The following is a 21,627-nucleotide window of genomic DNA, read 5'->3' as shown; positions in this document are numbered from 1 at the left end:
GAAGATTAAGTTGCCCGCGATATAGCCCTTTTTGTCCTGTCCGACAAGGCCCGGCCCGTCCGCAAGCGCGCTTTTTGTCCGCCCCCGCCTAACCCTTCCTTCACCAGCGATGGCCTAGATTACGGCCGGCGGCGTGCTGGCTCGCATTTTCGCGCGCCCGCGGTGTGTCCGATTCGAGTTGTGTTCCATGGCCGTTGCCACGTCGCTCATTCCCGGACTGGACGAGATCGTCAAGCGCGGCGACCCCAGGCGTCGCAGCGACGTCGCGCGCGCCATCGCCGAACTGTTCTTCCGGGACGCCGCCAAATTCCAGCCCGAACTCGTCGACCTGTTCGACGATCTGCTGGTCGACCTGGTGCCGCAGGCCGATCTGCAGGCGCGCGTCGACCTCGCCGAGCGCTTTTCCCAGCTTGCCAACGCCCCGCGTCATCTCGTCGATCAGCTCGCACGCGAGAACGAACTGCAGGTAGCCGGCCCCGTGCTGCGTCGCTCGCCCGTGCTCGACGACGCGGCGCTGATCGAGATCGCGCGTCTGAAGGGCCAGGACCACCTCCTGGCGATGACGGAGCGGCCGAAATTGTCGGCCGACGTCACCGACGTGCTGGTCGAGCGCGGCGATCGCGACGTGGTCCGGCGCGCCGCCGGCAATGCCGGTGCGGAATTCTCGCCCAGCGGGTATTCGGAGCTGATCAAGCGCGCGTCCCGGGACGGCGTCCTGACGCTGAAGATCGGCCAGCGCGACGACCTCTCGGGCGAACAGCTCAAGGAGCTGCTGGGCGGAACGCTCGACGTCATCCGCCGCCGCCTGTCCACCGTGGTCACGCCGGCGCGCCAGTCCGAGATCAGGCGCGCGATGAGCGAGATCGAGGAGGCCGGTCTGCCGCCGGGCCCGCGGCGCGACTACACCGGGGCACAGCGCACCGTGCTCGCGCTGCATGGCGAAGGGCATCTCACCGAGAGCGCGCTGCTCGGCTTCGCCAAGGCCGGCAAATACGAGGAATCGATTGCCGCTCTCGCCACCATGTCGGGCGTGAAGCTCTCGGTCCTCGACCGCCTGATGGCCGGCGACCGTTACGATCCGGTGCTGATCCTGGGCCGGGTGCTGAATCTGGGTTGGCCGACGGTCCGTGCGCTGATTCTGCTCTGGTTCGGGCCGCAACGCGCGCCCGCCGATGCCGATATCGAGGCGTCGCGGGTGAATTTCGCGCGGCTGATGCCCACGACTGCCGAGCGTGTGGTGAACTTCTGGTGCACCCACCAGACCATCTGAGCCGCTTTCCAAGCCGATCCGCATCGCGTTATCCTGCTTCCGCAACGGCGCGGCACAGCGCCGGGCGACGGAGGTCGGAATGCTCGGCGAGGCGCAGATCGAGACACACGCGAAACGAATCCGCGACGACGGCTTTACGATAATCGAGCGCGCCGCCGACGCCGCGCTGGTCGAGGGATTGAAGGCGGCGGTGTTGCGCATCGAGCGTGAGCACGATCTCGGTCCCGCCAAGACCTCGTTCGAAGGGTTCAAGACGCTGCGCGTCAACAACCTCCTGACCTATGACGACGTGTTCTGGGAAGTGCCGCTGCACGAAAACGTGCTGCCGATCGTCGAGCACGTGCTGGACAGGGAGTGCCTGCTGTCCTCGTTCTGCTCGCTGGTGCTGGGGCCCGGCCAGGAGGCACAGCCGATCCACGAGGACACCCAGCTGATCCCGCTGCCGCGCCCGCACATCCCGATCGTGCTCAACGCGATCTGGGCGGTGTCCGATTTTCGCCATGACAATGGCGCGACGCGCATCGTTCCCGGCAGCCACAAATACGATCGCGCGCCCGAATACGGCAAAAACTATGAGGCCGTGACGGCGACCATGCCGGCCGGCAGCGTCATGCTGTTCGACAGCGCGCTGTGGCACGGCGGCGGCGCCAACACCTCGCCGGAGCGGCGCTTCGCGTTCTCCTGCGCCTATTGCTGGGGCTGGATGCGCCAGCAGGAAAACCTGCAGCTCGGCATCCCCCGCGACACCGCGATGCGTTTTCCCCGCCGGCTGCAGGAGCTCTGCGGCTACAGCGTCTACAAGGGGCAGTTCGGCCACATCGACAACCACGACCCGATCGAGCTCCTGGGCCGCGAGCGCGGCAAGCGCATGGTGTGGGAAGCGACCGACGTGAAGAAGGCGCGGATGGCCGAGGCGGCGAAGGGATAGCCCCGGAATGACGCTGGAAAATCACACCCTGCGAAACCGCAAATATGCCGCCTTGCGTCCCTCGCGCGCGGCCTTTCCGCCGTATCGCGTCATGGTGTAGCCCGCCCAGGGCAGCCGGAAGTCGTCGGCGCGTTCGGCGAGCCAGGTGAAGTCCGGCGAGCGCGCCATGTGCGACAGCGTCCAGGCGCAGTAATCGTCGATGTCGCAGACGAAGCGGAATTCGCCGTGGGGCTCGATCACGCGCGCCATGGCCGCGATGGTCCTGTCCTGGACGAAGCGCCGCTTCCAGTGCCGTCGCTTCGGCCAGGGATCGGGATGGATCAGGTCGATCCGCGACAGCGAGGCCTTCGGCAGCCAGGCGAGCAGCTCGGCGGCGTCGCCGGCGAACAGGCGGACATTGCCGATATTGTGCGCCTCGATCTGCGCCAGGATCTTCGCCATGCCGTTGACATAGGGCTCGCAGCCGATGAAGCCCGTCGCCGGAGCGGCCAGCGCTTCCGCGGCAAGATGCTCGCCGCCGCCGAAGCCGATCTCGAGCCGGACGTCCTCCGCCGCCGGACTGAAGATGTCGCCGGCATTCGCCGGCGAGGCTTGCACGAGGTCCAGCGCGAGATGCGGTAGCAGGTGTTCGATCAGACCGGCCTGGTGCTGCCTGAGCTTGTGCCCCTTGCGGCGGCCGAAGAACGCGCGCTCGCCGTCCTCGGCGCGGCGATCGTCGAAATCGTCCCCGTTCATCGCAGCGTCTGGTACAGGCGATGGAGCAGCCGCGCGCGGGGCTCGAGCGACGAGATGTAGAGCTGCTCGTAATGGGTATGCGCGCCCTTGCCGTCGACGCCGAGCCCGTCGAGCGTTCCGGTATGGGCCGCGGTGAAATTGCCGTCCGAGCCGCCGCCGGTGTGGGTGTCGACGAGTTCGAAACCGAGCTCGGCGGCGAGCCCTCTGGCATGCTCGTAGAGCGAGGCGCCGGAATTGCTCTTCTCGTAGGGCGGCCGGTTGAGCTCGCCCGTAACCCTGACGGAGACGCCTTCGGTCCGCGACGTCAGCCCGAGGATCCTGCCGACGAACTCATCGGCGTCGACGACTCCGGGCACGCGCAGATCGACCTCGGCATAGGCTTCTTCCGGCGTGACGTTGGGGCGCGTGCCGCCGCGCACCACGCCGACATTGACGGTGACGCCGCGCTTCAGATCGTTCATCGCCTCCAGCGCCTGGATCACGTTGGCGAGCTCGCGGATGGCGCTGCGGCCGTCCTCGGGCCGCGTGCCGGCATGCGCGGGCACGCCCTTGATGAAGACCTCGAACCGCCCGACGCCCTTGCGTCCGGTGACGATCTTGCCGCCGTCGCGCGCCGGCTCCGTCACCAATACGTGTCTCGCCTTGCGGCCTTCGGCCTCGATCAGCGCACGCGAGGTCGGGCTGCCGATCTCCTCGTCCGAGGTGAACATGTGGGTGATGCCGAGCGGCGAGCGGTCCTGCGCGGCGCAGAGCTCGCGGAAGGCGTGATAGGCGAGGTAGGCGCCGCCCTTCATGTCGTAGATGCCGGGGCCGAAGGCGCTGTCGCCCTCGATCCTGAACGGTAGCCGCTCGATGAATCCCATGGGATGCACGGTGTCGAGATGGCTGAGCACCAGGATGCCCGGCTCGTCCTGGCCCCATGCCGACCGCACCACGAGATGATCGCCGCAGCCGCTCCTGCCCGCCATGCGCTCGATGGTTGCGGGCAGGTCGCGGTACTGCTCCGTGACCACGGAGGCGAGCCTGTTGACCTGCTCCGGCGCGTCCGTCGGCGTCTCGATCTCCACCCAGCGGCGGATACCTTCGAGAATGGTCGCGGGGTCGAACGGATTTGAAGTGGGCGGCATGTCGGCAGTCGGCCTCGCATGGGGAACGATCGCGCCCTTATACGCGCGCCGGAGGCGGCGACATAGGCCAGTCTTGATCCGGCATCGAGGTTCGGGCGATGGCCGCGCTAGCGCTTGTCCGGGCCCTCGCGGGCGGCAATCTGCTCGACGAGATCGACGATCGAGCGACGCAGCTTGGAATCGGTGATGCGGGTGAAGGCTCGCGTCAGGGCGAGCCCCTCGGACGTCGCGAGGAAGTCGGAGACGTAGGAAGGAGAGGCGCCTTCGGCAAAGCCGTCCGGCCCGGCCATGCCGCTCGGGCCGCCTTCGAAAAGGAACGACACCGGCACCTGGAGGATTTCCGCGATCTGCTGGATGCGGCTCGCCCCGACGCGATTGGTGCCCTTCTCGTATTTCTGGATCTGCTGAAACGTCAGGCCGAGCGCTTCGCCGAGCTTCTCCTGACTCATGCCCAACATGATGCGGCGCATACGCACGCGACTGCCGACATACTTGTCAACAGGGTTGGGCGCTTTCGACATCTCCTCTGCCTCCTCAGACCACCATTGGCGCAACAGGGGAATATGCGTCAGGTGCCAACATCGTCAAAATTCGCGCTTTCGACTTTTAGGAAACATTGCGGAGAAATTTAGCAATGTGCCGCTGTCTTGCTGCAAGCGGGGTCAGAATGCGGAGGCCGCCATCGGTCTGTCAACCGGGGGATTACGGTTGTCAAAAACTTCCGGACGGCGCGGCAGGGAGCAAGCGATCAGGGCTGCCGTCCGGCAACGCGCCGCCGCACCGCGAAGATGACGGCGATCGCGATGATGATGGCGGCCGGGACGTCGCCGACCCTTGCATAGACCGTCGGTGAAATCGCGGCGGGCAGGCCTGCATCCAGAATGCCTTCGATGCCGAGGCTGAGGCTCGCGACGGTCCGTCCCACGGGATCGATCACTGCGGAGATGCCGGTGTTTGCAGAGCGGACCAGCGGCAGGCCGAGCTCGATCGAGCGCATCCGCGCCTGCTCCAGGTGCTGAAACGGACCGGTGGAGATTCCGAACCAGCCGTCATTGGTCAGGTTGACGATCCAGCCCGGCCGCTCGCTGCGTCCGGCGACGTCGTCGGGAAAGATCGCCTCGTAGCAGATCAGCGGCAGGGCCCGCGGCACGCCCGGGACCGGCAGCGCATGCCGCACGCTGCCCGGGATGAACCCGCCCTGGACACGGGTCAGTTGCTCGAATCCAAGCCGCTCCATCAGGTCCTGGAAGGGGAGGAATTCCCCGAACGGGACCAGATGCAGCTTGTCGTAGACCGCAAGCACGCTGCCGTCGTGATCGATCACGTAGATCGAGTTGTAGGCGCGCGTGATCCGATGGCCGGGCGGCAGGTCGGGCGCGCGGACCGAACCGGTGATCAGCACCGTCCCCTTCGGCAGGAGGTCGGCGATTTGCGCCATTGCGTCCGCCTCGCGGGTCAGGAAGAACGGAAAGGCGGATTCCGGCCAGATCAGGATGGTGGCGTCGTGCACACCGCTCGATTGCGGCCCGGACGCGCGGTCCGACAACGCCAGATATTTTTTCATCACCTCCGCTTTCGCGGAGTAGTTGAACTTGGCGTCCTGCTGCAGGTTCGGCTGCATCAGGCGCAGTTTGGCGCCCGCCACCATCGCGGTCGGATGCAGCGACAGGCGGACCGCGCCGAAAATGCCCATGGCGAGGAGCAGCGTGACGGCTGCGGCCGGCACGCGCCACGACGTCCGCCGTTCCGCCGTACGGTCGATCAGGACCGCGGGGCTGGCGAAGATCGCAACGGCAAGGAACGTCATGCCCCAGAGGCCGATCAGCGAAGCCGTCTGGGCCAGCGGCAGCGGCTCGGACAGGGCATAGCCGAAAGCGTTCCAGGGGAAGCCGGTCAGCGCGTGGCCGCGCAGCCATTCGCCGATGGTGAGGCTCGCGGCGAGCGCGAGGATTCGCGCGGCATCCTTGGTCCAGAGCAGCCGGGCCAGCGCGCATCCGGCGGCCGGAAACAGCGCGAGATAGGCCGGCAGGCCGAGCACCGCGAAGGGCGTCAGCCAGGCGAAGGTCTGGGCGTCGACGAAGAAGGCGTAGCCGATCCAGTACAGGCCGGGCACGAAATAGCCGAGCCCGAACCAGTAGCCGGTCAGGGCTGCGGCGGGAATCCCGCCGAGCCGTCCGCCGCCGGCCCCGTCGATCAGCCAGACCAGCACGGGAAATGTCACGAACAGGACAGGCCAGGCATGGAATGGCGCCATCGCCAGCACCGACAGCGCGCCCGCACCCATCGCAACGAGCGCACGCTTCCATCCCCAGGTCAGGATGACGGCAAGAGCGACGGTTCGGAGCTGGGCGGGGATCGTCACTGCGTGCCGGCCCCGTCGCCGGGCGGCGGATTCGGCGTATCGCCGGACGGCGGCTGACCGGCGTCCGGCGCCGCCTCGCGGCGCCGGCTCTCGCGCTGGATGCGCGGCGCCGGCCGCTCCTTGCGCGGCGCGATCCGCAGGCGCTTGACGCGCCGCGGGTCGGCGTCGAGCACTTCCACCTCGTAATTGCCGGGCCCGGAGATCACCTCGCCGCGCACCGGCAGCCGGCCGACGAAGCTGACGAGATAGCCGCCGAGCGTGGCCACCTCCTCGCCGGCCTCACCGGTGATGAAGTCCTCGCCGATCACCGAGCGGACGTCGCCAAGGCTCGCGCGCGCGTCCGCGATGAAGGAGTTGTCGAGCTGGCGCACGATCGAGGGCGGCTCGTCGCTGTCGTGCTCGTCGTCGATCTCGCCGACGATCTGCTCGACGATGTCCTCGATCGAGACCAGCCCGTCGCTGCCGCCATACTCGTCGACCACGAGCGCGAGGTGGATGCGCGAGGCCTGCATCTGCGCGAGCAGGTCGATCGCCCGCATCGACGGCGGCACGAACAATAGCTTGCGGATGATGTTGGCCTCGCAGAGCGGCAGCGCGAGATCGATCGCGCGCAGGTCGAGCCCCGCGGGCGGCGGCTTCTTGCGCTTGGTCTTCGCGGTTCCCGACACCCGCGCCCGCGCCGTCATGAATGCCAGGAGATCGCGGATGTGCACGATGCCTTCGGGATCGTCGAGCGTCTCGTTGTAGACGACGAGACGCGAATGGCCCGCGCTCTCGAACCGGTCCATCAATTCGCCGAGCGGGATGTCGCGCTTCACCGCGATGATGTCGGCGCGATGCACCATGACGTCGGCGATGCGGCGCTCGTGCAGATTGAGGATGTTGCGCAGCATGGTGCGCTCGACGGCGGAGAAGCCGGCGTCGTCGGGCGTCGAGGCGTCGAGCACGATCTGCAGGTCGTCGCGAACCGAACCCGCCTTCCAGCCGAACAGGGTGCGGATGGCGCGCAGCAGCCAGTTTTCCGCCGGCGCGCGCGCGATCTCGCCCGGCTGCACCACCGCGGGCAGATTTCGGGTGTTGCGCGGATTGTCGTGGATCGGTTCGGAATCCGGCATTTCAATCCATCCGTCAGCGGTCTGCATAGGGGTCGGGAATGCCGAGCCGGGCCAGGATGTCCTGTTCGAGCGCTTCCATCTCCTCCGCGTCGTCGTCCTTATCGTGGTCGTAGCCGATCAGATGCAGGAAACCGTGCACCGCGAGATGGCTCAGATGATGGTCGAACGGCTTCTGTTCGTCGTTGGCCTCGCGCCGCATGGTCTCGTAGGCGATCGCGATGTCGCCCAGCATCCGCGGCGCGTCGTCGGGCCCGCGGTCGCCTTCGCTCTGCAGCGCCGGAAACGACAGCACGTTGGTCGGCTTGTCGATGCCGCGCCAATTGGCGTTGAGGGTGCGGATGCCGGAATCGTCGGTCAGCATGACGGCCAGTTCGGCGTCCGCGACGTCGTCGTCGACCGTTCCGGCGGCGGCCGCGATCGCACGCTGGATCACGGTTTCCGCATTGGGCTCGTTCCGCCAGCAATCGGCGGTGACGAGCACCTCGGTCATGGGAAGGTTGGAATGCGGCATGGCGTTGTCTGGAACGGAGTGAGCGGGCTCGCGTCCGTGTGTCCGGCCTTCTCTCGTTAGGGCTTGCCGGCGGCCGGCCGCTGCGGCGAGCCCTCGTAGGCGGCGACGATCCGCGCCACGAGCTCGTGGCGGATCACGTCCTCGGCGGTGAAATTGACCTGGGCGATGCCCTCGACGCCGTTCAACAGGCGCGTCGCCTCCGACAGGCCCGAGGTCTGGCCGTTCGGCAGATCGACCTGCGACGGGTCGCCGGTCACGATCATGCGGCTGTTCTCGCCGAGGCGGGTCAGGAACATCTTCATCTGCATCGAGGTGGTGTTCTGGGCCTCGTCCAGGATGATGACGGCGTTGGTGAGCGTGCGGCCGCGCATGAAGGCGAGCGGCGCGATCTCGATCTCGCCGCTCTGCAGCGCGCGCTCGACGATGCGCGCGTCCATCAGGTCGTAGAGCGCGTCGTAGATCGGGCGCAGATACGGATCGACCTTCTCGCGGAGATCGCCGGGCAGGAAACCGAGCCGCTCGCCGGCCTCGACGGCGGGGCGGGAGAGGATGATGCGGTCGACTTCCTTGCGCTCGAACAGCTGCGCGGCGTGGGCGACTGCGAGCCAGGTCTTGCCGGTGCCGGCGGGGCCGATCCCGAACACCAGCTCGTGGCGCTTCAGCGCGCGGATGTAGGAATCCTGCGCCGCTGTGCGCGCGCGCACCGGGCGCTTGCGCAGGTTGATGCTTTCGAAGGTCGAGCGCGCCGCCTTGGCATCGAACTCGAACAGCGACCCCTGCGCGATCACGGCGCGGATCGCGCCTTCGACCTCGCCCTGGTCGAGATCGTGGCCCTGCAGCGCCTGGGCGTAGAGCGTCTCCAGCACGCGGCGCGCGGCATCGCAGCCGTCGCGCGTGCCGCCGATGGTGATGTGGTTGCCGCGGGAGTCCACGATGACGCCGAGCCGCCGCTCGATCTGCGCGAGATTCTGTCCGTACGGACCGACGAGAGCGGACGCGGCGCGGTTGTCGTCGAAGTCGATGACGACCTGGGTTTCGGGCGGAACTTGCATGTCGCGGTCAAATTTGCGGCTGGGAGCGAGTGAAGGCGAATCCGATGCGCTTTTTGGCAAGGGTTCAGGCTCCAGGGGCCATGGATGATAATTCGGGCGCGCGCGAAACCCCGGGCGTCACGAGCTCGCCGAGCAGGCTGTAGCGTTCCAGGCTGTCGATCCGCACCGGCAGGATCTTGCCAATGATGTCGGGCGAGGCCATCACATGCGCGGGCTGCAGGTAGGCGGTGCGGCCGACGATCTGGCCCGCCTTGCGCGCCTCGCGCTCGAACAGTACGTCCACGGTCGCGCCAATCGCCGCCTTGTTGAAGGCCGATTGCTGGCTGTCGATCAACTCCTGGAGCCGCTCCAATCGCTGGTCCATCTCGCCTGGGGACACCGTCTCCTGAATCTCCGCGGCCGGTGTTCCCGGCCGGGCGGAATATTTGAACGAATAAGCCGCAGCGTAGCCGATTTGCGCGATCAGCGCGAGGGTGGCGCGAAAATCCTGTTCGGTTTCGCCGGGGAAACCCACGATGAAATCCGAAGAAAAAGCAATGTCTTGGCGAGCGGCGCGAAAACGGTCGATGACGCGGCGATAGTCATCGGCGGTATGTCTGCGGTTCATGGCCGCGAGAATCCGGTCCGAGCCCGACTGCACCGGCAGGTGCACGAAGGGCATCAGGCCGGGAAGGTCTCGATGGGCCGCAATCAAACTGTCATCGACGTCGCGGGGATGGCTGGTCGAGTAGCGCAGCCGCGCGATGCCGGGAACCTCCGCGAGATGCGCGAGCAGCCTGCCGAGCGGCCAGCTTTGTCCGTCCGGGCCTTCGCCATGATAGGCGTTGACGTTCTGGCCGATCAGCGTGAGCTCGCGCACGCCGTTGTCGGCGAGCCGCTTCACGTCGTCGACGATTTTGGCGACCGGCCGCGAGACTTCCGCGCCGCGCGTGTAGGGCACCACGCAGAAGCTGCAGAACTTGTCGCAGCCTTCCTGCACGGTGACGAACGCCGAGATGCCCCGGCTGCGGATCGCCTCGGGCCTGGGCTGCGCCAGGAAGCCGAACTTGTCTTCGGGGGGAAACTCGGTCTCGATCGCGCGGCCCTCGCGGCCGGCGCGCTTCAACAGCTCGGGCAGATGGTGATAGCTCTGCGGCCCGACCACGACGTCGACCACGGGAGCGCGGTGCACGATCTCTTCGCCCTCGGCCTGCGCGACGCAGCCGGCGACCGCGATCTGCATGGTGCGGCCCCCGCGCGCCGCCTCGTCCTTGGCGAGGCGCAGCCGCCCGAGCTCGGAATAGACCTTTTCGGAGGCCTTCTCGCGGATGTGGCAGGTGTTGAGGATGACGAGGTCGGCGTCCTCGGCGCTGGCCGTTTCCACGAATCCTTCCGGGGCCAGCGTGTCCACCATGCGCTGGGCATCGTAGACGTTCATCTGGCAGCCATAAGATTTGATGTGCAGCTTGCGCGGCGGCGTCATGGAACCCAAAGGTGCGGTGGAAGAAAGGCCTGTCGGCCTCGCTCAAATATAGGCTGGAGGGCCGAAAATCCAGTTCCGGAGCAGCATTCAGGCGTCATTCCGGGGCCACTGCGCCGGCATCGAACCCCGAATCTCGCGCCAAATCGTCGGATTTCGGGTTCGCGCGCCTTGCAGGTGTCCCGGAATGACGGCGTTCAAGTGCTTCAGCCTGCTGCCGTCAGCGCGTCCAGCCGCCGGACCAGCTCCGGCAATTGCCGCATGTCGTCGAACGTCAGCGCCGCGCCGGCCGTGCGCAGCCTGGCGGCATGACCGGGCGGGCAGTGGCTGCCGCCGTGAAAGCCGAGCACGGCCATCCCCGCGGCGCGGGCACCGGTGACGCCCGGGATGCTGTCCTCGATCACGAGACATTTTTCCGGCAAAGCGTTCATCTGACCGGCCGCGAACAGGAACAGGTCTGGCGCCGGCTTGCCGCGCGCCACCTGCGTGGCCGAGAACAGATGCGGCGCGAGCTGGTCGTAGAGTCCGGCGCAGGTCAGGCCGTGGCGGATCTTGTCCGGCGTGCCGCTCGAGGCCACGCATTTCGGCAGATCGATCGCGGCGATCGCCGAGGCCACGTGCGCGATCGCCTGCAGCTCGCCGGCATAGAGCCGCAGCGCGGCCGCCTTCATCTGCTCTTCCAGGTCGTCCGGCAGCTTGCGCCCGATCTCCGTCTCGACCGCGCGCCGCGCTTCGAGATCGGAGACGCCGAGGAAGCGATGCAAGACCTCGTCCGCGGTGATGGGATAGCCGTGCCGGCTCAGGACCTCCGCATGCGCGCGACAGGAGATGACCTCGCTGTCGACCAGCACGCCGTCGCAGTCGAAGATGACGAGATCGATCAGCACCAGGAGCTTGATGCTTAGCTTGCGGATTTGTCGTCGTCGAGCGGCACGCAGTAGAGCTCGAGACGGTGATCGACGAGCTTGTAGCCGAGCTTGCGGGCGATCTCGGCCTGCAGCTTCTCGATCTCTTCCGAGGTGAACTCGATCACCTTGCCGTCGCGCAGGTTGATCAGGTGGTCGTGATGGCTGTCGCGCATCTGCTCGTAGCGTGCGCGGCCCTCGCGGAAATCGTGGCGCTCGATGATGCCGGCGTCCTCGAACAGTTTCACGGTGCGATAGACCGTGGAGATCGAGATCTTGTCGTCGACCGCCACGCAGCGCCGGTAGAGTTCCTCGACGTCGGGATGGTCGGCGGCTTCCGCGAGCACACGCGCGATGACGCGGCGCTGCTCGGTCATGCGCATGCCGGTGGCGGCGCAGCGCGCCTCGATGCCGGACGCCTTGGTCGCCGATGAAGGTTTCAGTGCGGTCATGGTCTTCTGCCTCGCGGGGACGCGCTTCGTGCCGCCGATGTTACGACAAGTCGCGTCGCATCAGAAGCGCGTTCAACTGTTCGCCGTTCGCCTGCTTATAGTAGCGTTCGCGGCGCCCGACCACCACGAATCCCGTTGCCGCATAGAGCCGCCGCGCCGGTTGATTATTTTCCTCGACTTCGAGAAATATAGTGCGCACGCCGCGGCCGGCGAGGTGTCCCATATGAGTCAGCAGCAGGCTCCTGGACAGGCCGCGGCCGCGATGGGCCGAATCGACCGCCACCGAGAGGATTTCGGCCTCGTCGGCGCCGATCCGCGACACGGCGAAGCCGATCACCCTGCGGCCGAGGCGCAGGCGATGCACGAGCGTGTTGCGCTCGCCGATCATGATCTCGAATTCGCTTTCGCCCCAGCCCTGCGCAAACGAAGCGCCGTGGATCTGCGCCAGCCGCGCCGCATCGCGCACGGCCGCCGGCTCGACGACCGCAGTGCCGCCGCGCCACCATTCGCACAGCCAATTCATCATGGGGCGGCCGCGGGGGCGGCGAGCGGTGGCCGAGCGGCCGGCTTCGCATCCGGCGCGCGCAGGTAGAACGGACGCGCGGGCGCGTGGCCGGGGTCGGCCGCGGCGCCGAGCCAGGCGACCCAGGCGATGGCGGGCGCCGGCTGCGCATCGACGGCGACCGGCGCCGGCGTATCCTTCGACCAGCGGTCGGCGAGAATTCCTGCGGCGTTGCCGACCAGATGCGGCGCGCCGAATTGCGCCGCCGCGATCGCCTCGTCGATGCTGGCGACCCTCGGCCGCAGCAACTGGCTGCCATCGCCGGCGACGATCTGGACGTAGACATGGTCGTGCCGCGCATCGATTGCGGAGATCACGGGCGCCGGCCGGTTCCGGCTGACGATTTCAGCGGCATAGGCCGAGAGCGTCGTCACGCCTACCGCCGGCTTGCCGGCTGCGAGCGCAAGTCCGCGTGCGGCCGAAATGCCGACGCGCAAACCGGTGAAGCTTCCGGGGCCGGTCGTGACCGCGATGCGGTCGAGCGCGGTGAAGGAGACGTTCGCGGCCTGCCGCACCCGCGCGATCAGCGGCATCAGCGCTTCGGCGTGGCCGCGCTTCATCGGGAGCGATTCCTGCGCGATCAGGGCGCCGGCCTCCGTGTCGAGCACGGCGGCGGCGCAGGCGTCGAGCGCGGTATCGATGGCGAGGATCAGCATGGGGGAACGAATGGCGAGTGGCGAATAGCGAGTAGATTAGTCGACCCGGGTTCCATTCGCCATTCGCTACTCACCATTCGCCCACTGCTTACATCGGCCGGACTTCGACCACGTCGGGCACGAAATGCCTGAGCAGGTTCTGGATGCCGTGCCGCAGCGTCGCGGTCGACGACGGGCAGCCGGAACAGGCGCCCTTCATGTTGAGATAGACGATGCCGTCCTTGAAGCCGCGGAAGGTGATGTCGCCGCCGTCATTGGCGACTGCGGGCCGCACGCGGGTCTCGATCAGGTCCTTGATCATGTCGACGGTCTCGGCGTCGGCCTCGTCGTAGAACTCGTCCTCTTCGTCGCGCTCGTCGTCGTTGGCGACCGCGCCGTCGGCCAGCAGCGGCGCGCCGGACATGTAGTGCTCCATGATGGCGCCGAGGATCGCGGGCTTGAGCTGCTGCCATTCACCGTTCGCTTTGGTCACGGTGATGAAGTCGGAGCCGTAGAATACGCCGGTGACGCCGGGCACCTCGAACAGCTTTTCGGCGAGCGGCGACCGGGTGGCGGTCTCGCGGGTGGCGAATTCCATGGTGCCGCCGTCGAGCACGACGCGGCCGGGAATGAATTTCAGCGTGGCGGGATTGGGGGTGGCTTCGGTTTGGATGAACATGGCTTTCTCCGGACGTCGCCGGTTCAAGGCCGGCGCGTGAGCTACTCACTAGCAGATGGCGACGGCAAACGCACGGTCAAGGGGTAGGTGAAAAGTTCTACTTTTTTATCAATGTGTTATGGCGGGGTTGTCGCGATGGAAGTGCGCGACCTCCCCCGCAAGCGGGTGCGGTTGAACCGAGTTCGTGGAGGGCGCGAGCTACGACAGCGCGTCGACGTCGGGGTCGCTGAGGTTGCCGGAAATGATCGTCAGCGGAATCGGGAAGGTGCCGACCGCATGCGCAAGCTGCGCGATCAGCGGTCCGGGCCCCTCCGCGCCGGGATTGGCCGCGAGCACCAGCACCGCGATATCGGGGTCCCGGTCGATGACGTCGAGGATCTGCTGCATCGGATGGCCCTCGCGAATCACGCGCTCCGGGGTGATCGCGGCGATGCCGTTGGCGCGGCCCGCGGCGCGGTCGAGCGCGGCGTTGGCGTCCTCATGCGCCTCGGCGCGCATGATGTCGGCGACCCCCAGCCATTCCTGGTTCTGGTCGTCGGTCTCGATGACGCGCAGCATCACCACGCCGCCGCCTGCGCGGATCGCCCAGCGGCTGGCGTAATAGACCGCGCGATCCCACTCCGCGCTGTCGTCAACGACGACCAGGCATTTCGGCTTGTGACCCGGCTCGAAGCATCGTCGCTTGCTGGTCATGCATGTTCCGGCAAATCCCCGCAAACATGCTGCCACACTCGCCGCGTCTTTGGGAGAGGGGCGGCCTGCGAAATCTCGCCGGCCGCATTCGCGAGCGCAGCAATCAGCGCCTGTGGATGAAGCCGACGATGTCCTTGGTCAGCTTCATCGTCTCGTCCGCGATCGCACGCGCCCGGTCGGCGCCATCGATCAGGATCGCATCGATGTGGCCGGGATCGGCGACCAGCCTCTTCATCTCGCCGGCGATCGGCGAGAGCTTTGCCACGCACAATTCCACCAGCGCATTCTTGAAGCTGGAGAACTGGCCGCCGCCGAATTCGCGCAGCACGTCCGCCCTGGAGCGGCCGGACAGCGCCGCGAAGATGCCGACGAGATTGTCGGCCTCGGGCCGCGGCTCCAGGCCCTTCTCCTCCGTCGGCAGCGGCTCCGGATCGGTCTTCGCCTTGCGGATCTTCTGCGCGATGGTGTCGGCGTCGTCGGTGAGGTTGATGCGCGAATAGTCCGACGCGTCCGACTTCGACATCTTCTTGGTGCCGTCGCGCAGAGACATCACGCGCGTTGCCGGTCCCGTGATCAGGGGCTCCGGCAGCGGGAAGAACAGGCCGTCATTGCCGCCATGCTTGCGGATGGAATCGCCGAAGTCGTTGTTGAACTTCTGCGCGATGTCGCGCGAGAGCTCGAGATGCTGCTTCTGGTCCTCGCCGACCGGCACGTGGGTGGCGCGATAGAGCAGGATGTCGGCCGCCATCAGCACCGGATAGTCGTAGAGACCGACGGAGGCGTTCTCGCGATCCTTGCCGGCCTTCTCCTTGAACTGCGTCATGCGGTTCAGCCAGCCCATGCGCGCGACGCAGTTGAACACCCAGGCGAGCTCGGCGTGCTCGGCAACCTGGCTCTGGTTGAACACGATGTGCTTCTTGGGATCGATGCCGGCGGCAATGAAGGCCGCGGTCACCTCGCGAATGTTGCGCGCCAGCTCCGCCGGTCCGCCCCAGACGTCCACGGGCTGCGTGATCGCGTGCAGGTCGACCACGCAATAGATGCAGTTGTGGGTGTCCTGCAGCTTCACGAAGTTGACGATGGCGCCGAGATAGTTGCCGAGGTGCAGATTGCCCGTCGGCTGGACGCCCGAAAAGACCCGTTCAACGAATGCCATGGCAATTTCCCTGGTTTTCGGGCCGTCGTTTCCAACAGCGGCGGAGCGCCGTCAAGTGCAATTCAACCCGTCCCGCGCTCGCCGCCCGTGATCGCGCCGGCAGCCTCGCGCCAGGAGGCGGCGCCGAGGAACTGCAGGAGCACGGCGTAGACCGCGATCCCGCCCGCGATCTGGACGCCCAGCAGGACGAATCTGATCAGGCCGTGAGCGGCCTCCGGCGCCAGCCCCGTCGTCAGCCACAACAATCCGCCCATGATGAGCGCGGCGAGCACGATCCGCGGCAGCCGGCGGCGGGCGGCGGCGTCGATCGCGAAGCCGAACTCGGCGGTGCCGCGCCGGAGCAGCGCCAGCGCGCCGCTCCAGGCGCCGCAGGCGATGCTCGCCGCGATTCCGGCCGCGCCGAAGACATGGCCGAGCAGGACCGCCAGCACCACCGCGACGAGGAGTCCCTTCAGGGTGGCGAGCAGCGGCGCCATCGTGTCGCCGCGCGCAAAAAAGGCGGGCGAGGTCGCCTTGATCAGCACGTGAGCCGGCAGCCCCAGCGCGAGCCAGACCAACGCCTGCGCGGTGGCCGCACTGTCGCTCGCTGCGAAGGCGCCGTGCTCGAACAGCAGCCGCACGATCGGCTCGGCCAGCACGATCAGGCCGAGCGTTGCCGGCAAGGCCAGTCCCGTTGCGAGCTCGAGCGCGCGCGATTCGGCCTGCGCGACCGCGTTGCGATCGCCGCTGCCGATTGCGCGGGTCAGTTCCGGCACCAGCACCGCGCCCATGGCGACGCCGACGATGCCGAGCGGCAGTTCGATCAATCGGTTGGCGAAATAGAGCCAGGACACGGCGGACGGCGTCGCGGAGGCGATGATCGCGCCGGCCACCATCAGCCATTGCGGGCCCGAGCTTGCGATCATGCCGGGGATCGCCTTGGCGAAAAAGCCGCGCATTTCGCCGTTCAAAGTCGCGCGCAGCGGCTTTGCCAGAGCGGCGCTCCGTCGTGACAGCAGCATCAGGAGCTGCAGCAGGCCGGCTGCGCCGACGGTTGCCGCCAGCACGAAGGCGGCGAAAGCGGCGTCGGCATGCGACGGCAGCAGCGCCCCGATCGCGGCGATCAGCGCGATGTTGAACAGGAGCGGCGAGAACGCGGTCAGCGCAAAGCGGCCCTGCGCGTTGAGGAACCCCATCAGCACGGTGACCGGGCCGGCAAAGGCGAGGTAAGGCAGCATCAGTCGCGCGTCCCGCACGGCCCGATCGAGCGTATCGTGCCCGACGAATCCCGGGGCGAGCGCCGTGAGGATCAGCGGCATCGCGAGGCCGACGACCAGCGACACCGCGACCAGCGTGGCGCTGACGGTGCCGAGCACGCGGCCGGCGAAGGCGGACGCGGCCGCTTCGCCCTCGCGCTCCCGCAGGCGCAGCCAGGCCGGGATCAGCGCCGCATTGAGCGCGCCTTCGCTGAGCAGGCGCCGCACCACATTGACGAGCTGGAAGGCGGCGAGAAAGGCATCCGCCACCGCGCCGGTGCCGAGCAGCGCCGCGATCAGGGAATCGCGCGCGAAACCCAAGAGCCGCGAGGCCAGCGTTCCCGTCGACACGGTCAGGAAGGAGCGGATCATCGGCGTTGCGCAATATACCGTTGCTTGCTCGCGGCCGGGCGGTCGTGATAGGCCGCGAGCCGGTTCTTTCTCACCGTAGGAAGCGGATTTTCCGCGCAACCGCAATCGGGCAACGGGATCAAGGTGAATGGCTGACGCGAAATATGACGTTCTGGGGATCGGCAACGCGCTGTTCGACGTGCTGGTCAGGACCGACGAGGCCTTCCTGGCCCGGCATGGCATGACCAAGGGCAGCATGTCCCTGATCGACGAGGCGCGCGCCGCAGCCATCTACGGCGACATGGGACCAGCCACCGAAGTGTCGGGCGGCTCGGCCGCCAACACCATCGTGGGCATTGCGAGCCTCGGGGCGCGCGCAGCCTATGTCGGCAAGGTCAAGGACGATCAGATCGGCAGGCTTTATGCGCACGATATCCGCGCGGCCGGCGTCGCCTTCCAGACCGCCCCCGCCAAGGATGGTCCCGCCACAGGCTGCTCCTACATCCTGGTGACGCCGGACGGCGAGCGCACCATGAACACCTATCTCGGCGCGGCGCAGGACCTCTCGCCGACGGACATCGACCCGTCGGAGGTCGCAGCCTCCCGCATCGTCTATCTCGAGGGCTATCTCTGGGATCCGAAGAACGCCAAGGAGGCCTTCGTCAAGGCGGCCGGGATTGCCCATGATTCCCGTCGCAAGGTGGCGCTGACCCTGTCGGATTCCTTCTGCGTCGACCGCTACCGCGACGAATTCCTGTCCCTGATGCGCGACGGCACGGTCGACATCGTGTTCGCCAACGAGTCCGAGCTGCACGCGCTCTACATGACCTCGGATTTCGACGCCGCGCTGAAGCAGCTGCGCAACGACGTCAATCTCGGCGTCGTCACCCGCAGCGAGAAGGGCTGCATGGTGGTGTCCGCGGAAGAATCCGTCGCGGTGCCGGCGTCTCCGATCGCCGAGCTCGTGGACACGACCGGCGCCGGCGATCTCTTCGCCGCCGGCTTCCTGTTCGGTCTCGCCCGCGAGCTGCCGTACCGGGCCTGCGGCCAGATCGGCGCGCTGGCGGCCGCCGAGGTGATCCAGCACATCGGCGCGCGGCCGCAGGTGTCGCTGAAGGAGCTGGCGCAGCAGAACGGGCTGGTGATCTAAGTTTCGCGCCGGCCGTCATTGCAATGACGGCGTGGGTGCAACGCGACGTCTACTTCTTCGCGTAGATATCCTTGTACGTATCTCGCAAAATATTCTTCTGCACCTTGCCCATGGTGTTGCGCGGCAGTTCGTCGACGACGAAGACGCGCTTGGGCATCTTGAACTTGGCGAGACGCCCGTCGAGCGCCTTCAGCACCGAGGCTTCGTCGACGCTGGCGCCGGGCTGGCGCACCAGCACCGCGGTGACGCCTTCGCCGAAATCGGCATGCGGCACGCCGATCACGGCCGACTCGACCACGCCCGGCATGGCGTCGATCTCGCTCTCGATCTCCTTCGGATAGACGTTGAAGCCGCCCGAGATCACGAGGTCCTTGCCGCGGCCGAGGATGTGGACGTAGCCCTTGTGGTCGATCTTGCCGAGGTCGCCGGTGATGAAGAAGCCGTCGGGCCTGAATTCGGCCTTGGTCTTCTCCGGCATGCGCCAGTAGCCCTTGAACACGTTCGGGCCCTTCACCTCGATCATGCCGATCTCGTCGCGCGCGAGCTCCTTGCCGGTCTCGGGATCGGTGACGCGAGCGGAGACGCCGGGCAGGGGAAACCCGACCGCGCCGGGTACGCGCTCGCCGTCATAGGGGTTGGAGGTGTTCATGTTGGTCTCGGTCATGCCGTAGCGTTCGAGCACGGCGTGGCCGGTGCGCGCCGACCATTCGCGATGGGTGTCGGCGAGCAGCGGCGCCGAGCCCGAGACGAACAGCCGCATGTGCCTGGTCGTTTCGCGCGACAGCGCGGGGTTCTGCAGCAGGCGCGTGTAGAAGGTCGGCACGCCCATCAGCACGGTGGCGCGCGCCATCAGCTTGATGATGAGGTCGGGGTCGAGCCTCGGCAGGAAGATCATCGACGCCCGAGCGAACAGCGTGACGTTGGTCGCCACGAACAGGCCGTGGGTGTGATAGATCGGCAGCGCGTGGATCAGGACGTCCTTCTCGGTGAAGCGCCAGTAGTCGACCAGCGTCAGCGAGTTCGACGCAAGATTGTCGTGGGTGAGCATCGCGCCCTTGGAGCGGCCGGTGGTGCCGGAGGTGTAGAGGATCGCGGCGAGATCGTCGTTCGCGCGCGGCACGGTGGTGAAATCGCTCTTCGCCATGTCGGCGGCTTCCGTCAGCGAGCCCTTGCCGCCCGCATCGAGCGTCTCGACCTTCGCCTTCACCTTGGCGGCGATCGCCGCGAGCCCTTCGGCCTTGGCGGGATCGCAGACCACCAGCGACGGCTCGGCATCGGTGATGAAGTAGTCGAGCTCGTTGAGCGTATAGGCGGTGTTGAGCGGCAGATAGACCGCGCCGGCGCGAACCGTGGCGAGATAGAGCACGATGTTGGCGACGGACTTTTCGACCTGCACCGCCACGCGGTCGCCCGGCTTCACGCCGCGCTCGACCAGCACGTTCGCCATCTGTCCGGCGCGCTCGATCAAGTCGCCATAGGTGATGCGGTCGCCGTCCTGCGTCTCGATCGCGAGGCGCTTCGGGTCGTCCAGACCATCGAACAGGCGGGAAAACAGGTTGGCGTCGGCGGCTTGGTTCATGCAACTATCCTCGCCGGCAATGGCCGGTCAAAAGCGAGGGCTGGATTAGCAAGAACAGCCCCGAAAAAGCAACGGAGACGGTTAGCATGACCAAAGGTGGGAAACGCGTGGCCTGGGTCACGGGCGGCGGCAGCGGGATCGGGGAGGCCGGCGCGGAAGCGCTCGCGGCCGACGGCTGGACGGTGGTGGTGTCGGGCCGGCGCAAGCAGGCGCTGGATTCCGTGGTTGCGAAGATCACGAAAGCGGGCGGCGCGGCGGAGGCGATCCCGCTCGATGTCAGCATTGCCGCCGACGTCCAGAAGGCGGCCGACCGGATCCTCAGCCGGCACGGCCGGATCGATCTCCTGGTCAACAGCGCCGGCGTCAACGTGCCGAAGCGGAGCTGGAACGAGATGGAACTCGAGGGCTGGAACAAGCTCGTCGAGATCAACCTCAACGGCGTGCTCTATTGCATGCGGGCGGTCCTGCCGGCGATGCGCCGGCAGCAGGACGGCTCAATCATCAACGTCTCGTCCTGGGCCGGCCGTCATGTCTCGAAGATGCCGGGCCCGGCCTACACCACCACGAAGCACGCGGTGCTGGCGCTGACCCATTCCTTCAACATGGACGAATGCGTCAACGGCCTGCGCGCCTGCTGCCTGATGCCGGGCGAGGTCGCGACCCCGATCCTGGAACTGCGCCCGGTGGTGCCGAGCAAGGAGGAGCAGGCCAGGATGCTGCAGTCCGAGGACCTCGGCCGCACCATCGCGTTCATCGCCAGCATGCCGGCGCGGGTCTGCATCAACGAGGTGCTGATCAGCCCGACCCACAATCGCGGCTTCATCCAGACGCCGCAGAGCAGGGATTGAGTATCAGTCTTGCTCTACGCCCTCTCGTCGTCCCGGGGCGCGACGAAGTCGCGAACCCGGGACCCATAATCCCAGGACGAAGTTGTTGAATCAGGTCGGCAACCCCGAGTTCCCGCCACAACATCTGCCTGTGGTTATAGGTCCCGGATCGGCGCTCCGCTTCGCTGCGCTTGTCCGGGACGACAGTTGAATATGTGGCCCGGGCGTGAACCTCCACGAACATCCCGGCGCAAAGTTTCACGGATCACAAAGAATTATTGTCCGAAACCGTTTCGCAAACCCTCCCGTAGTTCGGGCCGACGACGGCGCTCCATCTCACGACAACAAATCGGAGCGCCGTTGTTGCCAACCTCATCCAATCGGGAGACTCTTCATGTCGAAGCGTATTGCCTATCTCGCCGCCGCCTTCAGCACGCTGGCGATCACCGCGACCGTCGTCGCGCCCGTTCGCGCCGAGGAAAAGACCGTGATGGTCGGCGGCGCCGCGATGTTCCCCTCCAAGAACATCGTCCAGAACGCAGTCAACTCCAAGGATCACACCACGCTGGTGGCGGCGGTGAAGGCGGCCGGCCTCGTGCAGACCCTGGAAGGCAAGGGCCCGTTCACGGTGTTCGCGCCGACCAACACCGCCTTCGACAAGCTGCCGGCCGGCACCGTCGACGATCTGGTCAAGCCCGAGAATAAGGCGACGCTGACCAGGATCCTCACCTACCATGTCGTGCCCGGCAAGCTCGAGGCCTCCGACCTGACCGACGGCAAGAAGCTGAAGACCGCCGAGGGCGAGGAACTGACCGTCAAGAAGATGGACGGCAAGACCTGGATC

Annotated in this window: 22 protein-coding genes; 5 read left to right on the top strand and 17 right to left on the bottom strand. The window is 67.0% G+C overall.

The genetic code is table 11. The features are described from left to right. Positions 1–187: 187 nt before the first annotated feature. Positions 188–1,270, top strand: coding sequence for a DUF2336 domain-containing protein (locus KGM94_RS11630; protein ID WP_300258683.1), 1,083 nt, complete (start codon positions 188–190; stop codon positions 1,268–1,270). Between the two features lie 79 nt (positions 1,271–1,349). Next, positions 1,350–2,198, top strand: a complete 849-nt coding sequence (locus KGM94_RS11625; protein ID WP_300258680.1) for a phytanoyl-CoA dioxygenase family protein — start codon at positions 1,350–1,352, stop codon at positions 2,196–2,198. 21 nt (positions 2,199–2,219) lie between these two features. Here the strand turns inward: KGM94_RS11625 and KGM94_RS11620 are convergent, their stop codons facing one another. The 16 genes from KGM94_RS11620 to murJ all read right to left on the bottom strand — a co-directional run bounded on the left by KGM94_RS11620 (position 2,220) and on the right by murJ (position 17,248). Beyond that, a complete protein-coding gene (locus KGM94_RS11620; RefSeq protein ID WP_300258677.1) occupies positions 2,220–2,933 on the bottom strand; it encodes a tRNA (guanine(46)-N(7))-methyltransferase TrmB in 714 nt (237 codons plus the stop codon). Continuing rightward, positions 2,930–4,060, bottom strand: a complete 1,131-nt coding sequence (locus tag KGM94_RS11615; RefSeq protein ID WP_300258674.1) for a M20 family metallopeptidase — start codon at positions 4,058–4,060, stop codon at positions 2,930–2,932. The genes KGM94_RS11620 and KGM94_RS11615 overlap by 4 nt, the downstream gene beginning before the upstream one ends. Before the next feature lie 107 nt (positions 4,061–4,167). Beyond that, positions 4,168–4,581: a helix-turn-helix transcriptional regulator gene (locus KGM94_RS11610; protein ID WP_300258671.1), complete on the bottom strand. Its 414-nt coding sequence runs from the start codon at positions 4,579–4,581 to the stop codon at positions 4,168–4,170. A 227-nt stretch (positions 4,582–4,808) separates the two neighbouring features. Then, positions 4,809–6,422 (bottom strand): apolipoprotein N-acyltransferase, encoded by a 1,614-nt coding sequence (gene lnt, locus KGM94_RS11605; protein WP_300258668.1) that lies wholly within the window; start codon positions 6,420–6,422, stop codon positions 4,809–4,811. Further along, positions 6,419–7,537: a hemolysin family protein gene (locus KGM94_RS11600; RefSeq protein WP_300258639.1), complete on the bottom strand. Its 1,119-nt coding sequence runs from the start codon at positions 7,535–7,537 to the stop codon at positions 6,419–6,421. The genes lnt and KGM94_RS11600 overlap by 4 nt, the downstream gene beginning before the upstream one ends. 13 nt (positions 7,538–7,550) lie before the next feature. Beyond that, a complete protein-coding gene (ybeY, locus tag KGM94_RS11595; protein ID WP_300258636.1) occupies positions 7,551–8,048 on the bottom strand; it encodes an rRNA maturation RNase YbeY in 498 nt (165 codons plus the stop codon). Between the two features lie 56 nt (positions 8,049–8,104). Then, entirely contained in the window at positions 8,105–9,100 is a 996-nt protein-coding gene (locus KGM94_RS11590) for a PhoH family protein (protein WP_300258633.1), read from the bottom strand. 64 nt (positions 9,101–9,164) lie between these two features. Further along, positions 9,165–10,562 (bottom strand): tRNA (N6-isopentenyl adenosine(37)-C2)-methylthiotransferase MiaB, encoded by a 1,398-nt coding sequence (miaB, locus tag KGM94_RS11585; RefSeq protein WP_300258630.1) that lies wholly within the window; start codon positions 10,560–10,562, stop codon positions 9,165–9,167. A gap of 203 nt (positions 10,563–10,765) precedes the next feature. After that, entirely contained in the window at positions 10,766–11,446 is a 681-nt protein-coding gene (locus KGM94_RS11580; RefSeq protein ID WP_300258628.1) for an HAD family hydrolase, read from the bottom strand. A 14-nt stretch (positions 11,447–11,460) separates the two neighbouring features. Next, entirely contained in the window at positions 11,461–11,916 is a 456-nt protein-coding gene (locus tag KGM94_RS11575) for a Fur family transcriptional regulator (RefSeq protein WP_300258626.1), read from the bottom strand. Positions 11,917–11,956: 40 nt separating this feature from the next. After that, positions 11,957–12,442, bottom strand: coding sequence for a ribosomal protein S18-alanine N-acetyltransferase (rimI, locus tag KGM94_RS11570; RefSeq protein ID WP_300258622.1), 486 nt, complete (start codon positions 12,440–12,442; stop codon positions 11,957–11,959). Then, entirely contained in the window at positions 12,439–13,134 is a 696-nt protein-coding gene (gene tsaB / locus KGM94_RS11565) for a tRNA (adenosine(37)-N6)-threonylcarbamoyltransferase complex dimerization subunit type 1 TsaB (RefSeq protein WP_300258618.1), read from the bottom strand. The genes rimI and tsaB overlap by 4 nt, the downstream gene beginning before the upstream one ends. A gap of 88 nt (positions 13,135–13,222) precedes the next feature. Beyond that, entirely contained in the window at positions 13,223–13,792 is a 570-nt protein-coding gene (locus KGM94_RS11560; protein WP_300258614.1) for a NifU family protein, read from the bottom strand. A gap of 198 nt (positions 13,793–13,990) precedes the next feature. Beyond that, a complete protein-coding gene (locus KGM94_RS11555) occupies positions 13,991–14,485 on the bottom strand; it encodes a universal stress protein (protein WP_300258611.1) in 495 nt (164 codons plus the stop codon). Positions 14,486–14,588: 103 nt separating this feature from the next. Beyond that, positions 14,589–15,641, bottom strand: coding sequence for a tryptophan--tRNA ligase (gene trpS, locus KGM94_RS11550; protein ID WP_300258607.1), 1,053 nt, complete (start codon positions 15,639–15,641; stop codon positions 14,589–14,591). A 62-nt stretch (positions 15,642–15,703) separates the two neighbouring features. After that, a complete protein-coding gene (gene murJ, locus KGM94_RS11545; protein ID WP_300258602.1) occupies positions 15,704–17,248 on the bottom strand; it encodes a murein biosynthesis integral membrane protein MurJ in 1,545 nt (514 codons plus the stop codon). Positions 17,249–17,375: 127 nt separating this feature from the next. On the opposite strand from murJ, the gene KGM94_RS11540 reads away from it, so the two are divergent. Beyond that, positions 17,376–18,377 (top strand): adenosine kinase, encoded by a 1,002-nt coding sequence (locus KGM94_RS11540; RefSeq protein ID WP_300258599.1) that lies wholly within the window; start codon positions 17,376–17,378, stop codon positions 18,375–18,377. Positions 18,378–18,426: 49 nt separating this feature from the next. Here the strand turns inward: KGM94_RS11540 and KGM94_RS11535 are convergent, their stop codons facing one another. Further along, entirely contained in the window at positions 18,427–19,956 is a 1,530-nt protein-coding gene (locus tag KGM94_RS11535) for a malonyl-CoA synthase (RefSeq protein WP_300258596.1), read from the bottom strand. An 86-nt stretch (positions 19,957–20,042) separates the two neighbouring features. Here KGM94_RS11535 and KGM94_RS11530 point away from each other — a divergent pair, with 86 nt between their 5' ends. Together KGM94_RS11530 and KGM94_RS11525 are read left to right on the top strand one after the other, a co-directional pair. Beyond that, positions 20,043–20,804 carry an SDR family NAD(P)-dependent oxidoreductase gene (locus KGM94_RS11530; RefSeq protein ID WP_300258593.1) on the top strand — a complete coding sequence of 254 codons (762 nt, stop codon included), beginning with the start codon at positions 20,043–20,045 and terminating at the stop codon, positions 20,802–20,804. A gap of 373 nt (positions 20,805–21,177) precedes the next feature. After that, positions 21,178–21,627 (top strand): fasciclin domain-containing protein (locus KGM94_RS11525; protein WP_300258590.1); only part of this gene is annotated, 450 nt, incomplete at its 3' end.

The sequence above is a fragment of the Bradyrhizobium sp. genome, from assembly GCF_028868675.1.
Lineage (GTDB): Bacteria > Pseudomonadota > Alphaproteobacteria > Rhizobiales > Xanthobacteraceae > Bradyrhizobium.
Note: the sequence above shows the minus strand (reverse complement) of the source record. Positions and strands in the feature narration are given on the sequence as shown.

Bases quoted from the DNA above. Each gene is read 5' to 3' on its own strand.
- rimI (WP_300258622.1), bottom strand. From the start codon at position 12,442: ATGATGAATTGGCTGTGCGAATGGTGGCGCGGCGGCACTGCGGTCGTC.
- trpS (WP_300258607.1), bottom strand. From the start codon at position 15,641: ATGGCATTCGTTGAACGGGTCTTTTCGGGCGTCCAGCCGACGGGCAAT.
- KGM94_RS11610 (WP_300258671.1), bottom strand. From the start codon at position 4,581: ATGTCGAAAGCGCCCAACCCTGTTGACAAGTATGTCGGCAGTCGCGTG.
- KGM94_RS11600 (WP_300258639.1), bottom strand. From the start codon at position 7,537: ATGCCGGATTCCGAACCGATCCACGACAATCCGCGCAACACCCGAAAT.
- KGM94_RS11560 (WP_300258614.1), bottom strand. From the start codon at position 13,792: ATGTTCATCCAAACCGAAGCCACCCCCAATCCCGCCACGCTGAAATTC.
- tsaB (WP_300258618.1), bottom strand. From the start codon at position 13,134: ATGCTGATCCTCGCCATCGATACCGCGCTCGACGCCTGCGCCGCCGCC.
- KGM94_RS11535 (WP_300258596.1), bottom strand. From the start codon at position 19,956: ATGAACCAAGCCGCCGACGCCAACCTGTTTTCCCGCCTGTTCGATGGT.
- miaB (WP_300258630.1), bottom strand. From the start codon at position 10,562: ATGACGCCGCCGCGCAAGCTGCACATCAAATCTTATGGCTGCCAGATG.
- KGM94_RS11615 (WP_300258674.1), bottom strand. From the start codon at position 4,060: ATGCCGCCCACTTCAAATCCGTTCGACCCCGCGACCATTCTCGAAGGT.
- ybeY (WP_300258636.1), bottom strand. From the start codon at position 8,048: ATGCCGCATTCCAACCTTCCCATGACCGAGGTGCTCGTCACCGCCGAT.
- murJ (WP_300258602.1), bottom strand. From the start codon at position 17,248: ATGATCCGCTCCTTCCTGACCGTGTCGACGGGAACGCTGGCCTCGCGG.
- KGM94_RS11620 (WP_300258677.1), bottom strand. From the start codon at position 2,933: ATGAACGGGGACGATTTCGACGATCGCCGCGCCGAGGACGGCGAGCGC.
- KGM94_RS11555 (WP_300258611.1), bottom strand. From the start codon at position 14,485: ATGACCAGCAAGCGACGATGCTTCGAGCCGGGTCACAAGCCGAAATGC.
- KGM94_RS11590 (WP_300258633.1), bottom strand. From the start codon at position 9,100: ATGCAAGTTCCGCCCGAAACCCAGGTCGTCATCGACTTCGACGACAAC.
- KGM94_RS11625 (WP_300258680.1), top strand. From the start codon at position 1,350: ATGCTCGGCGAGGCGCAGATCGAGACACACGCGAAACGAATCCGCGAC.
- KGM94_RS11575 (WP_300258626.1), bottom strand. From the start codon at position 11,916: ATGACCGCACTGAAACCTTCATCGGCGACCAAGGCGTCCGGCATCGAG.
- KGM94_RS11540 (WP_300258599.1), top strand. From the start codon at position 17,376: ATGGCTGACGCGAAATATGACGTTCTGGGGATCGGCAACGCGCTGTTC.
- KGM94_RS11530 (WP_300258593.1), top strand. From the start codon at position 20,043: ATGACCAAAGGTGGGAAACGCGTGGCCTGGGTCACGGGCGGCGGCAGC.
- KGM94_RS11630 (WP_300258683.1), top strand. From the start codon at position 188: ATGGCCGTTGCCACGTCGCTCATTCCCGGACTGGACGAGATCGTCAAG.